The organism is Chryseobacterium sp. C-71 (assembly GCF_020911865.1).
Classification (GTDB): Bacteria; Bacteroidota; Bacteroidia; order Flavobacteriales; family Weeksellaceae; genus Chryseobacterium.
In genome coordinates, this window is record NZ_CP087131.1 from 698092 (window position 1) to 712185 (window position 14094).

General features: G+C 33.9%; 14 protein-coding genes. 3 read left to right on the top strand and 11 right to left on the bottom strand.

Annotation, left to right across the window (positions count from 1 at the left end):
- Positions 1–37: 37 nt before the first annotated feature.
- The 7 genes from atpG to LNP04_RS03150 all read right to left on the bottom strand — a co-directional run bounded on the left by atpG (position 38) and on the right by LNP04_RS03150 (position 6150).
- Positions 38–907, bottom strand: a complete 870-nt coding sequence (gene atpG, locus LNP04_RS03120) for an ATP synthase F1 subunit gamma (protein ID WP_229985123.1) — start codon at positions 905–907, stop codon at positions 38–40.
- Between the two features lie 84 nt (positions 908–991).
- Complete coding sequence (atpA, locus tag LNP04_RS03125; protein ID WP_229985124.1) at positions 992–2569, bottom strand: F0F1 ATP synthase subunit alpha; 1578 nt, start codon at positions 2567–2569, stop codon at positions 992–994.
- A gap of 18 nt (positions 2570–2587) precedes the next feature.
- Positions 2588–3127, bottom strand: a complete 540-nt coding sequence (gene atpH, locus LNP04_RS03130; RefSeq protein ID WP_229985125.1) for an ATP synthase F1 subunit delta — start codon at positions 3125–3127, stop codon at positions 2588–2590.
- A gap of 2 nt (positions 3128–3129) precedes the next feature.
- A complete protein-coding gene (locus tag LNP04_RS03135; RefSeq protein ID WP_229985126.1) occupies positions 3130–3627 on the bottom strand; it encodes a F0F1 ATP synthase subunit B in 498 nt (165 codons plus the stop codon).
- Positions 3628–3709: 82 nt separating this feature from the next.
- Positions 3710–3904 carry an ATP synthase F0 subunit C gene (atpE, locus tag LNP04_RS03140; protein ID WP_002979108.1) on the bottom strand — a complete coding sequence of 65 codons (195 nt, stop codon included), beginning with the start codon at positions 3902–3904 and terminating at the stop codon, positions 3710–3712.
- 44 nt (positions 3905–3948) lie between these two features.
- Entirely contained in the window at positions 3949–5040 is a 1092-nt protein-coding gene (gene atpB / locus LNP04_RS03145; protein WP_229985127.1) for a F0F1 ATP synthase subunit A, read from the bottom strand.
- A 567-nt stretch (positions 5041–5607) separates the two neighbouring features.
- The gene (locus LNP04_RS03150; protein WP_229985128.1) at positions 5608–6150 is read right to left on the bottom strand and encodes a hypothetical protein; all 543 of its coding nucleotides are present in this window, start codon (positions 6148–6150) and stop codon (positions 5608–5610) included.
- A gap of 136 nt (positions 6151–6286) precedes the next feature.
- Here LNP04_RS03150 and LNP04_RS03155 point away from each other — a divergent pair, with 136 nt between their 5' ends.
- From LNP04_RS03155 to ffh, 3 genes are all read left to right on the top strand, one after another.
- Positions 6287–8116 (top strand): hypothetical protein, encoded by a 1830-nt coding sequence (locus tag LNP04_RS03155; RefSeq protein ID WP_229985129.1) that lies wholly within the window; start codon positions 6287–6289, stop codon positions 8114–8116.
- Positions 8117–8155: 39 nt separating this feature from the next.
- A complete protein-coding gene (locus LNP04_RS03160) occupies positions 8156–8992 on the top strand; it encodes a hypothetical protein (protein WP_229985130.1) in 837 nt (278 codons plus the stop codon).
- A gap of 129 nt (positions 8993–9121) precedes the next feature.
- Positions 9122–10483 (top strand): signal recognition particle protein, encoded by a 1362-nt coding sequence (ffh, locus tag LNP04_RS03165; protein WP_229985131.1) that lies wholly within the window; start codon positions 9122–9124, stop codon positions 10481–10483.
- A gap of 257 nt (positions 10484–10740) precedes the next feature.
- On the opposite strand, the gene LNP04_RS03170 is transcribed toward ffh, so the two are convergent.
- The 4 genes from LNP04_RS03170 to LNP04_RS03185 form a co-directional block, all read right to left on the bottom strand.
- A complete protein-coding gene (locus tag LNP04_RS03170; protein WP_229985132.1) occupies positions 10741–11397 on the bottom strand; it encodes an outer membrane beta-barrel protein in 657 nt (218 codons plus the stop codon).
- Between the two features lie 210 nt (positions 11398–11607).
- Positions 11608–12111 (bottom strand): hypothetical protein, encoded by a 504-nt coding sequence (locus LNP04_RS03175; RefSeq protein ID WP_229985133.1) that lies wholly within the window; start codon positions 12109–12111, stop codon positions 11608–11610.
- Between the two features lie 132 nt (positions 12112–12243).
- On the bottom strand, positions 12244–12918 hold the full coding sequence (locus LNP04_RS03180) for a porin family protein (protein WP_229985134.1): 675 nt from the start codon (positions 12916–12918) through the stop codon (positions 12244–12246).
- Between the two features lie 99 nt (positions 12919–13017).
- Positions 13018–13974, bottom strand: a complete 957-nt coding sequence (locus LNP04_RS03185; RefSeq protein WP_229985135.1) for a PhoH family protein — start codon at positions 13972–13974, stop codon at positions 13018–13020.
- Positions 13975–14094 lie beyond the last annotated feature (120 nt).

Below are 14094 nucleotides of genomic sequence, written 5' to 3' on the forward strand. Positions count from 1 at the left end.
GAAGATATCGATGCTTTAATATTTTATGAATATATTCTTACGAATTTTTCAAAGCTTCTGCTCCTGAAACGATTTCTAAGATTTCGTTTGTAATGGCAGCCTGTCTTGCTTTGTTGTAGAAGATCACCAAATCATTCTTCAACTCCTGTGCGTTGTCTGTTGCTTTGTGCATCGCTGTCATTCTGGCACCGTGCTCTGAAGCTACTGAATCTAACACTGCTTTGAAAACCTGAGTCTTAATAGATTTTGGAATCAAATTATCTAAAATTTCAGCTTTATTTGGTTCGAAAATATAATCTGTTTCTACCTGAGCCTCTTTAGCATCAACTTCTGCCATTGTGATTGGAAGAACTTTTTCTGTAATCACATCCTGAGTGGCAGCATTAACGAACTTATTGTAAATAACATACACTTCATCAAATTTACCTTCTCTATAGTTGCTCATTACCGTTTCGGTAACGTTTGAAACTACATCAAAACTTAACTTATCAAAAACACTGCTTTCGTTTGAAAACACTGTACGGCTTCTTCTTACCGCATCATAAGCTTTTTTACCAATGGTAAGAACTTCAATTTCGTACTGAGAATTATTCTGAAACTGAATATTCAGTTCTTTCACAATATTTGAGTTAAATGCACCAGCCAAACCTCTGTTTGAAGTAACAGCGATGAAAAGTACTTTTTTAACTTCTCTTTTTTGAGCATAAATAGAAACCTGATCAGGATCTGAGCTAGAATTTACATTCTGGATAATTTCCTGCAATTTTTCAGAATACGGTCTCAACATTACGATGGCATCTTGTGCTTTCTTTAGTTTCGCTGCCGAAACCATTTTCATAGCACGTGTGATTTGCATCGTAGATGAAATTGAACTGATTCTTCCTCGTATTTCTTTTAAGTTTGCCATATTGGGTTAGTTGTTGGTTGTCGGTTGTTGGCTGCTAGTTTTAGAAAATTCTGTCAACTATCAACCAACAATCATCAACTAATTTTAGTTATATTTAGAAGCTAAATCATTAGCAGCCTGCTTAAGAACACCTGTGATATCGTTATCGATTTTCCCGGCTTTGATAGCAGCCATAGTCTCTGGGTGCTTAGATCTTAGGAAAGCGATATATTCTTCTTGGAATTCTTTTACTTTTTTAACAGGAACGTTTCTCATCAAGTTCTCTGTACCAGCATAAATCATTGCCACCTGAGTATCTACAGGAAGTGGAGAGTTTACCGGCTGCTTCAACAACTCAACGTTTCTTTCTCCTTTAGAGATAACCGCTAAAGTAGAAGCATCAAGGTCTGAACCGAATTTAGCAAACGCTTCCAATTCTTTATACTGAGCCTGGTCTAATTTAAGAGTACCAGAAACTTTCTTCATTGATTTGATCTGAGCATTACCTCCAACTCTAGATACCGAGATACCTACGTTGATTGCTGGACGAACTCCTGAGTTGAACAAGTCAGTTTCCAAGAAAATCTGTCCGTCTGTAATAGAGATTACGTTTGTTGGGATGTATGCAGAAACGTCACCCGCCTGAGTTTCGATAATTGGAAGTGCGGTTAATGACCCGCCACCTTTTACGATTGGTCTTAAAGACTCAGGTAAATCATTCATTTGGCTTGCAATAGTATCATCAGCAATCACTTTTGCAGCTCTTTCCAATAATCTTGAGTGAAGATAGAAAACGTCTCCTGGGTAAGCTTCACGGCCCGGTGGTCTTCTCAATAGCAGAGAAAGCTCACGGTAAGCAACCGCTTGTTTAGATAAATCATCATAAATGATCAACGCCGGTCTACCAGTGTCTCTGAAGAACTCACCGATAGAAGCACCAGCCATTGCAGAATAAACCTGCATAGGAACCGGATCTGAAGCATTAGCAGCAACAATTACTGTGTAAGCTAAAGCACCTTTATCAGATAAAGTTTTTACAATCTGAGCAACTGTAGAAGCTTTCTGCCCGATGGCAACATATATACAATATACTGGATTACCAGCATCAAAAAATTCTTTTTGGTTGATGATTGTATCAATCGCAACAGTAGTTTTACCTGTCTGTCTGTCACCAATGATCAACTCTCTTTGACCTCTTCCTACTGGGATCATTGAGTCAATCGCAACGATACCTGTCTGTAAAGGCTCTGTTACCGGCTGTCTGTAGATAACCCCCGGAGCTTTTCTTTCCAATGGCATTTCGTACAATTCACCTGCGATAGGTCCTTTACCATCGATTGGATTACCAAGAGTATCAACTACTCTACCTAACATACCTTCTCCTACTTTGATAGAAGAGATTCTGTTTGTTCTTCTTACTGTATCTCCTTCTCTTACCAATTTACTTTCACCTAAAAGAGCCACACCTACGTTGTCTTCTTCTAAGTTTAGTACGATACCTTCTACATCGCTAGCAAATTTTACCAACTCACCGTACTGTACATTTTCTAACCCGTAAACACGAGCAATACCATCACCGATGGTCAAAACTGTACCTACTTCCTCAACATTAGATTGAGTGTCGAAGTTGGCCAACTGTTGTTTTAAGATCGCAGATACTTCTGCCGGATTTATTTCTGCCATTATATGGTTGTTTTTTTCTTAATTTAAATGAAAATCTTTTTTGATATTATTAAGCTTAGATTTCACAGATGCATCGATCTGCTGATCACCTACTCTTAAAATATATCCTCCTAAAATATCAGGATTGATGGTAAGATTTAAGTCAAAGTTTGAACCTGCTTTTACTAAATCTGTAGATTTTAAAATCTGGTCAACGTTTTCTTTAGAAAGCTGAGTCGCAGTAGTAAGAGTAATTCTCTGTACTCCATTGATATCTTCAACTTTATTGATGAATTCCTGAGCAATATTTTTCAAATGATTTTCACGACGATGTCTGATCACTAAAGTAATCAAATTCTGAGAAACGGGTGAAAAACCTTTAAAAATCTCTTTAGCAACGTCCTCTTTCTTTTTTGCATCGATGTAAGGCGTCTTGAAAAATTTGTTCAAATCCTCAGATTCAGACATCAGTTTCTTAACATCTTTCATTTCAGCAAATACAGCATTAGTCTGTCCGGATTCGTTTGTGAAATCCAGCAAACCTTGTGCGTATCTTTTAGCTACTTTAGATGTAAGCATTCTTAGTTAAGATTAGATTTGTTTAAATAATTTTGAACCAACTCGTCCTGAGCTTCGCTTTTCTCTAAATTTTTCTGCAAGATAGATTCTGCAATATTTACAGATAAAGCACCAATCTGAGTTCTGATTTCTGACATTGCAGCATTTTTCTCAGTCTGGATGGTTTGCTTAGCAGCCTCGATCATTTTATCTCCTTCAGCTTTAGCAACATCTTTAGCTTCACCTACAATTCTGTCTTTAATTTCTCTAGCTTCTTTAAGGATAGAATCTCTTTCAATTTTAGCTTCACGAATAATTCTTTCGTTATCAGATTTAAGATCTTCCATTTCTTTTTTAGCCAATTTAGCTTGATTCAAAGCATCAACGATAGACGTTTCTCTGTCATTGATAGATTTAAGAATTGGCTTCCAAGCAAATTTACCTAGCAAAAACAAAAGCGCCAGAAAAATAACCGTTTGGATAATAAATAATCCTGATGAAAACTGATGAATTAATTCCATTATATAATGTATAAATAATTATTACTATTTCTTAAAAAAACCATGTCCCGCAACCAACCGTTACGGGAATGGCCTAATTTGATTAGTTTACTGCAAATAGAGCAGCAAACGCAACACCTTCTACAAGTGCAGCAGCGATAAGCATAGCTGTTTGAATTTTTCCAGACTGCTCTGGTTGTCTAGCGATAGCCTCAAGAGCAGCAGCTCCGATTTTACCTAGACCAATACCAACACCTAGTACAACGATACCAGCACCTACAATTTTAGGAATTTCCATAATATATAATTTTTAAAAAATTGTTTTAAACTAAATTCTATTTCTTAATGAGCGTGCTCATGATCATGATCCTGAACAGCCATACCGATAAACAGCGCTGACAACATCGTGAAAATATATGCCTGTAAGAATGCCACCAATACTTCCAATAAGTAAATTACTAATGTAAGGAAAGGGAAAGCAACTCCGGCGATAACATTTTTAAATACGTAAATTAAACCAATCAAACTCATTACAACGATGTGTCCTGCAGTCATGTTTGCAAAAAGACGAATCATCAATGCAAATGGTTTAGTGATCGTTCCTAATAATTCAATTGGCAACATAATCAATTTCATTGGTACAGGAACTCCCGGCATCCAAAAGATGTGTTTCCAGTAATCTTTGTTTGCAGAAAATGTTGTGATTAAATAAGTAAGGATTGCTAAGAAGAATGTCATAGTAATATTACCTGTAACATTAATTCCGAAAGGCATTAATCCTAAAACGTTTAAGAATAATATAAAGAAGAATACCGTTAAAAGATATCCCATAAATCTTTTGTACTTGTGACCAATATTTGGAATTGCAACTTCGTCTCTTACGAAAATCACCAATGGCTCTAAGAATCTTGCAGCACCAGTAGGTATTTCTGATTTTTTGTAAGATTTTGCCATCCCACCAAATAACACTAACATAAAGATAGATACTAAAAGAATCATCAATACACTTTTGGTAATAGATAAATCAATTGGCTTTTCGTTTGTTGGGTGACCATGATCATCTTCAGTTAAAGTACCAGCTGCATCTGTCTTATAGATTTTCTCGTGGTGAAGCTTATAATAAGAACCGTTGCTTTCTACAACATCACCGTGCATGAAACCTTCTTTGTTACTCATGAAAGAGTGGATTCCGTTATCGTAAAAAATAACAGGAAGAGGAAAACCAATGTGATGACCGTCCTTGTCAACCATCAATGTAAAATCGTGAGCATCTAATAAGTGATGATCGATGAACTCTTTGTTTTCTTTACTTACTTTGTCTTTTTCTGAAAGCTCTTGACCCGGAGTCTCTACAGCAGTAGCCTCACCATGCTGAGCAGACACTAGACTTAACATAAAAATACTGTAGAATAAAACTGCAAATTTCTTTAACATTGATAGGTTTTTTTCGTTGTGCAAAAATAGATTTTTTTTTCTAGTTTCAATAAATATTTTTACTGTTTTTTGTCATGATTAATCAACCGAATTGCATAATACGTAAGCAGAGCCGTTAATACAAAATAAGGTATCACAAAATGGAATTTATAGCCCGGAATTGTTTCAAAATGAAGCTTATTCTTTATAAGATACATTAAACCAAATTTTAAAAGGATTAAACCGATAACGGCCAAGCCCAAAAATTCGGGTACTACTCTATTAATTAAAATAATCATCGTAATCATCATCATAAACATTACGCTGAGGAAAAGATAAAATTTAATGATAATAATTTCGTCAAGATGAAAAACAAATTTCCACAAAGAAAAATGAATCAAAAATGTTAAAAAGAAAATTATAACAACAAGAATGTTTGGATTAGATTTCATGTGCGGATTTTATTTTCGTTTTTAATATCTAAAAAACGAAGTCTACTTTTTTGTTTTTTGCAAAAATAATCTTTTTCGGAAATATTAAACTACAATATCCACTTTTGATGTGTTTTTAAGTCTAAAAAATATAATGTTATTTTTTTATTTTATTTAAAGTATCTATTACTATTTGCTTTTTCCCTGAAGTTTCAATTTCTAAAATGAACATTTCTGGACTTTCTGAAATTAACTTTACATCAAAGTATGCCACTGAACCGGTTTTCATATCGGGCGTAAAGAAAATTCCGGATGGTTTTTCTGCAATTACTTTTTTGTAGCAACAATTTTGTTTTAGTATTTTATATTGATGCGAAGTTGCACTCAAGAGATAGTTGCTATTTTTAATGGGTTCTTCGCTGCTTATTGGCTCTGATAAAATAACATAAATTACAAATACAAAATTGCCAATTGCGAGAAATAGAATTAGGAAAAAACTCTTCCATTTTTTTGAAATTGCTAACAACAGAAGTCCTATCAATATCACACATAACCAAACGAGATGATAAGTCAATGTAATTTCAATGATTTCAAAATCTCGAAGTAAAGCATCAGCAATGCTGAAAGCAATCATTAATAAAGAGAAAACGAAGAAAAATTGAGTCGTTATCTGAAAACTTTTATTGTTGATCAAACTCATTTTATATTTTGAATAAATATATTAAATATAACATTTCTAAAAAACTGACAATTAAATATATCACTAAGTCTTGTAAATTTAATCAACATCTAAACGTTTTTAAATATATTTGATAGAAATATCACAGCATAATAATATGATGAAATTATTCCTACAATTATATTTAATTATTCTAAGCACATCGATGTGCTCGCAACAAAATATTTCGAGCAAATTAATCAACGAAAATCTTGACATCAATGGATTCGCAGAATCGTCAGAAGACCAGGTTCTCTTCAGAGGAAAAGTTTATTCCATAAAAAATTACACGTCTGATGAGAGTGGCAAAAAAGGAGAACATGACAAAATATTCGAAGGAAAAACGTTGCATTTAAAAGATCACACGATTTACAGAAAAGATGGCAGAAGAAGTTTTCGTAAAGAAATTTCAGGAAATTATTCTTCTACAGCAAAGTATTATTATAATAAATCTTCGGGGAATTTAATTTTAAAAGAAAACCAATACGACAGAGAATACGGAACATCACAATATTCGAGATGGTACTTTTATAATGATGAACAGATTATTTCTGAAGAAGTTGAAATTGAAACAAATAAGACCAAAACAATTTTAAATAATTATACAACATACAAAACGGAAGATTCTGCGACACAAAAAAAGATCATCATTTCGGAAATTGGTTCCGACAGCATCTCAAGTCCTGACAACATCTATATTTTCAATCAAAAAAACTTAATAAAGATTAATCCGCTATATCAATCTAAAATTCAAAAGCTGTCTTTATTGAATGGAATTTACAAACTTTATGAAGTAGACGGTTATGTAGTTGAAGGCAGAAAAGTATATTATAAATATGATAAAAAAGATCACCTCATTTCAGAAATCTGGTATGATAAAGACGGTTTGGAAAATAAAACCGAATTCAGCTATAACGACGATTATACAGAAAGTATAGAATCTGATTACCAACTTCGTGGAACCGAAATAGCTTCAAAAAAACATACTCAATATGATCAATACGGAAATAAAACTTTTGAGCAAACAAAATATTACGACGGATCTGTCGGAAGCATCGAAGAATACGAGTACAAATATGACAAAGAAGGAAATTGGACTACCAAAAAAGGATTTAACAGCGAAGCAACTAAAGGAGTTATTGGAAAGAAAAAACTAAGCACAATTGAAATTCGTGAAATTGAATATTACACAGAAAATACTCAGCAACAGAATCATGAACTTCCGAGAATGCCTGATATCATCAACCAAATAAGAACAAATATTACAAAAATCGCTAAAAAGAATAGCTCTTATTTAGATGAGAAAAAACGCGCTATTGATAATGAATCTTACGACGCAGAAATCACGTTAAAAGAATCTGCTGACCTTAAAAACTTTACACCAAAATATTGGGAACTAAAGAAAATCGCCTACGGAAATCTGGATGAAGATGAAAACGATGAAGCTGCAGCCGTATACGAAATGCCAAATATCGATCACGGAGATGCAGAACAGGTACTTGCCATCTATAAAAAACAAAATGGAAAATGGAAAATTCTGCACCAGACTTCGGCTCCATTACTATCTTCACAAAGTGGTGGAATGATGGGAAATCCTTTCAACGGAATTTCTATTTCTAAGAAAAGCATTGTCATCAAGCATTTCGGAGGAAGCAGAGACAAATGGGAATACACGCATCGTTATCGTTTTCAGAATGGTGATTGGTATCTTATTGGTGCCTCATCAGGTTTTGGTGCGCCATGTGATTATTGGGTAAGCTTCGACTATAACATCAGCACAGGTGATGCTACTTATAAAAAAACAGTCGAAAACTGTGAAAATGGTGAGAATAAAGTTGTTCAGTCTCAAAAAGCAAATAAAAAAATAACTCAGCCAAAAATGGATAGTTTTTCTCCCGGTGATTATACTTTCAAATTCCCGAATGTAAAAAATGAAATTTATTATTAATTTGAAAATATTCAATAATTTAAATCACACATCAAAACCATGAAACTCCTTCACTTTCCCATATTTATTTTGTACTTTTTATTATTGTCTTGCAGTAATGATAAAATTCAAAAAAAATCTAAAATTGCTAAAAATAATTTGGAAGAAAAGCAAGGAATCCCGTTTACGTCTGATGCAAAGACCATTCATATTTTTGTGGCATTATGCGACAACAAATATCAGGGAATCGTTCCTGTGCATGAAAAAATAGGAAACGGACAAGATCCCGACAATAATTTGTATTGGGGATGCGCTTTCGGAGTGCGTTCTTATTTTAAAAAGAGTAGAGAATGGAAATTTATAGAAATTAGAAAATTAAAATCTGAAAAATTAGAAAGAATTATTTTTAAACATGTCACCAAAAATTATTACTTGGTTGCAGATGCTTACGACGGAAAATTCATTAAAGAATCCACTATTGATTTTCTAAACAGCAGCAATGGGAGAAATAAAGACACTTTAAATGCAGGTAAAACTACCATCGGAATCGGCGGGAATTCAAAATTATTGGCTTACGTCGGCCATGATGGTTTGATGGATTTCCAATTAAATGAAACCTTCGAAAATACCGATCAGCAAAAGCGTGATGTGATTATTCTGGCATGTTATAGTAAAAAGTATTTTTCACCCCATTTAGCAAAAGCCAACGTCAATCCGATAGTTTGGACGACCGGATTGATGAGCCCTGAAGCATACACTTTGCACGATGCGATTTCAGGTTATGTATTAAACGAATCTAATGAACAAATCCGAACAAGAGCCGCAAAAGCTTATTCAAAATATCAAAAATGTAGTGAGAAAGCAGCGAGAAATTTGCTTGTGACGAGTATTCAGTAAAAGAAACACTTTAGCAGAGAAGTTATGATTCTAAAAATCAGTTAAAATATTGCAAACCAAAAACATTCAATAGCCCTTTTATAGCTGACTGAAATTCCTTATTTTTGCAATCTATAATTTACAATTAATATGTTCAATAGTTTACAGGATAAATTAGACAAAGCACTTCACAATCTTTCCGGACGTGGAAAAATTACCGAAATCAACGTTGCGGAAACCGTAAAAGAGATTCGTAGAGCATTGGTAGATGCCGATGTTAACTATAAAGTTGCGAAAGATTTAACCAAAAGAGTTCAGGATAAAGCTTTAGGAGAAAACGTTCTTACTTCGCTTACTCCCGGACAATTGATGACAAAAATTGTTCATGATGAATTGGTAGGTTTGATGGGTGGATCTCAGGAAGGAATTAATCTTTCAGGAAAACCTTCTGTAATCCTTATCGCAGGTCTTCAGGGTTCTGGTAAAACTACTTTTTCTGGGAAGCTTGCTAATTATTTAAAAACAAAAAGATCTAAAAAACCTTTGTTGGTTGCCTGTGATGTTTACCGTCCGGCTGCAATTGATCAGTTGAAAGTTCTTGGCGGACAAATCGGAGTTCCGGTTTATACAGAAGAAGGTGCTACAAATCCTTCTACTATTGCTGAAAATGCAATCAGTTTTGCTAAATCTAACGGTCACGATGTAGTAATCGTCGATACAGCAGGTCGTTTGGCGATTGACGAGCAGATGATGAACGAAATTAAATCTGTTCATTATTTCATTAAACCAAACGAAACTCTATTCGTGGTTGACTCAATGACTGGTCAGGATGCTGTGAACACAGCGAAAGCATTTAATGATGCTTTAAATTTTGACGGAGTTGTTTTAACCAAATTAGATGGTGACACTCGTGGTGGAGCTGCTCTTACGATTCGTTCAGTAGTTGAAAAACCAATCAAATTTATCTCTACCGGAGAAAAAATGGAAGCTTTAGATCTTTTCTACCCAGAAAGGATGGCAGACAGAATCTTGGGAATGGGAGACGTTGTTTCCTTGGTAGAAAGAGCTCAGGAACAATTTGACGAAGAGGAAGCAAAAAAACTTCACAAGAAAATCGCTAAAAACGAATTTGGTTTTGATGATTTCTTAAAGCAAATCAACCAGATCAAGAAAATGGGTAACATGAAAGACTTGATGGGAATGATTCCGGGAGTTGGAAAAGCCATTAAAGACGTTGAGATTAGCGATGATGCATTCAAACATATCGAAGCGATTATTCATTCTATGACTCCTGACGAAAGAAGAAGACCTTCTATCATCAATACGCAGAGAAAAAACAGAATTGCTAAAGGTGCAGGAAGAAAAATCGAAGATGTAAACGCATTGATGAAACAGTTTGACCAAATGGGGAAAATGATGAAAATGATGCAGGGACCGCAAGGAAAACAAATGATGCAGATGATGAGCAAAATGCCAAATATGCCAGGAATGGGCGGAATGTTCGGGAAATAATTAAAGAATTTTAAAAATATACAACTCTCAGAATTTTTTCTGGGAGTTTTTTTATGCTTAATAATATTTAATTCTAAATACTATCAAAAGTTTTCGACAAGCTCAGACTGATAACTATTCTAATATTAACTCTATGGCGTCTGTTAGATTGAGCTTTATGACTATTTTATTTAAAATTTTGATAAATAATTCCAGTTCAAAACAAAAAAAATCCTGAGAAAAATCTCAGGATTTATATCAATTAAATGATTGTCTAATTACTTAGCAAATACATATTTAACACCGATACCTACGTTAGCAAGGTTTAAACCGAAGCTATAGTTGTTTGTAGCATCACCACCTTTTGGCTTAAAGTTATTGTAACCGAATTCTCCAATTGTAGCTTCAATAGTCCAGTTTTTGTTTAAGAAATAATCTAAACCTGGTTTTACAGTTACACCAACAGAAGTATACTTAGCTTCTGAAGAAATAGAAGAAGTAGAAGTAGTAGTTGCAGTAGTAGTTACAGAAGAATTTTCAACTTCAGCTTTTCCGAATTGCATTGGTACAGCTAACTGACCGAAGAAATATAATTTATCAGATAAAGTCCAGTATTTTCTTACGAAAGGAGCTACAACAAATGCAGGATATTTTTCTTCTAAAGTGTTTACTGTAGTTGATAAAGGAGTAGTAGTAGTTGAAATATTAGTATCCTTTTGAGTTTGGAAACCAATTCCTAAACCTACTGCTAAGTTTGGTGCTACGAAAAATCCAGCTGTAGGAAGTACGTTAAAGTTTTCTGATTTTGTGTTTCCGTTGTTAGTTTCTTCTTGAGAATAACCAACAGATCCTGACAAATATACAGTTCCTTTAGCGATCTGAGCGTTTGATAAACCGAAAAGTGCAACAGCACTTGCAATTAATAATTTTTTCATTTTGAATAATTTTATACTTTCTTGGTGCAAATGTATAATGACAAAATTTAATATTAAAATTTGTTAACATGATAAAAATCACCCATGGATATTGACTTTTTCGAATTAAACTCGCAGTAATGAGATTTAAATAACTTTAATTCAATGATAACAAATAAAAAACTCCAATTTTTCAATTGGAGTTTAATATGACCTATATTTTTAATATTTTCACTTTAAAAAGAAGTTAACGCCTAAATTGATGGCACCAAAATTAGAATCTATTCTTCTATCTCTGTCAAAGTCTCTTCTTTCACTGCCTATATTTTGGTAACCCAAATAAAGCTCTGCCTTAGGTAACTGAAATCCTACTTTTGGATATACATATAAACCACTGTCTACTCCATCTTTAGTAGAAATCGCTCCTCCTAGATCAAGCCCAACAAAAAGCGGTAATCCATTGAATCTGTATTTACCTGACGCAGCCAAAGGGATAAATCCAAAGTCATCCCACCTGTCTTTTCCGAAAAAATGAGAATATCCAGAAGCAACACCTACATCCAAACCTTTCATAATGTTCCACATATATGCAGCGTCTACACCCAAAGTGAATGAAGCATAATCTGCCGCATCACCTACAGGAGCACCAATATGACCTCCCAATTTAAAACCTGACTGAGCATTTGCGAGTCCTCCAAACAATGCGAATGCACCTAGTAATAATAATTTTTTCATTTTTACTTATTTAAAATTTGTTATTAACTTAATAATTCATCTTATATCAAAACAAGTGCCGACAGGTACCACATAACAAAAAAAACAGGACAAATTTGCCCTGCTCTATTCTATTTAATTGACTTTCAACCCTTAGTTTCCTCCGAATTTAAAACCTACACCAACTTGTAAGAAGCTGTTTTTCAATGTTTCATTTCCTTCTGGATTTTTAATAAGATTTGACACGCCTAAGTTATATCTAGCATCAAAAAATAATCCATTTTCTAATGTGTATTCAGCTCCAACAAAAGGCGCTAAGTTTAAAGTGTTAATCTCACTTTTTACATCTTCAGTTGTACTTGTAGATTCTGAAAATGATTCACCCATACCAGATCCTGATAATGTTGCACTTACTTCTACCTTTGCTGATGTAACAATTCCTACATTAAGACCTAATCCAAAAGCCAAATTTTCTGTAGCAAAATACTTAGCACTTACAGGTATTTGCACAGTGCCAAATTTCCAATCTGATTTTTGACTTCCTGTTACCGTAATTCCCATTTCAGTGTAAGAAACAGATTCTTCCTGCTTGCCTCCAATTGGAGAATAAAGTACTTCACCCTGTATACCAAATTTATCGTTGAATTTATACTCAACTAAACCACCAGCATAAAAAGTAGATTTTGAATCAAATTTATATGATTCTCCTTCTCCTTCAGCTTTTAACATTGATAACGAATAACCTGCTTTAGCTCCAAATCTCACTTCTTGAGCTTTTGTAATACCTCCCATCAAAACGACAGAAGCAACCAATAATAATTTTTTCATAGTTTATATTTTTAACAAATTTTAAGAATCCAAATATATCACTTTTTATAGATTCACCAAATATTTTTAAACTTTTATGAAAAAAAATTACTGATTATGTTATTCTCTGGTTTTCTTATCTTCTTCGTTGTAGGCCAAAATGATTTTTTTCACCACCGGATGACGTACCACGTCTTCTTCCGTTAAATACACAAAACCAATCTCTTTCACATCTTTCAAAATCCGCATGGCTTCTTTTAAACCCGAATGTTGTTTTGGAGGCAAATCAATCTGTGTAGGATCTCCTGTGATGATAAATTTAGCATTCATCCCCATTCTCGTCAGAAACATTTTCATCTGAGCGTGGGTTGTATTCTGTGCTTCATCTAGGATTACAAAGGCATCATCCAACGTTCGCCCTCTCATAAATGCAAGTGGAGCAACTTCGATGATCTTCTTTTCTATAAAACCTTCCAGTTTTTCATGTGGAATCATATCTCGAAGCGCATCATATAGAGGCTGTAAATAAGGATCTAATTTTTCTTTCAAATCTCCCGGTAAAAACCCAAGGCTCTCCCCTGCTTCTACGGCAGGTCTTGTCAATACAATTCTTTTGACTTCTTTGTCTCTCAAAGCTCTTGCAGCCAAAGCAACACTAGTATACGTTTTACCCGTTCCTGCAGGACCAATAGCGAAAACCATGTCTTTTTTCTCAGTTTCTTTCACGAGTTTTTTAAGGTTGGTAGTTTTTGCTTTGATAATTTTTCCATTAACTCCTTTCACGATAATATCCTGATCAAACACAAAATGCTTCTCAGTTTCGTCTTTCAGATTAAGGAAATTTTCAACGTCTTTAAGTCCGATAGAATTGTTTTTAGAAATGAACGAAGTGATATCGTCTAGTTTTTGTTTAAATATATCAAGAGCTTCCTGATTACCCATCGCAAAGATGTGATGGTCTCTTCCGGTAATTTTAAGGGTTGGAAAGCTGGATTTTATTAAATTGAAATATTGGTTATTAACTCCGTAAAAGTTTTTTGCATCAATACCTTCAAGATCGTACGTTAATTCAAACATGCAAATTTTTTTATTGTTTAGATTTTTAAATTTAAAAGTTTTTTTTCAGATTTAAATCAAATTCTTATCCACATTATTTATTTCTTTCCTTTTATTTTAGATAAATTTGCACTTCTATCA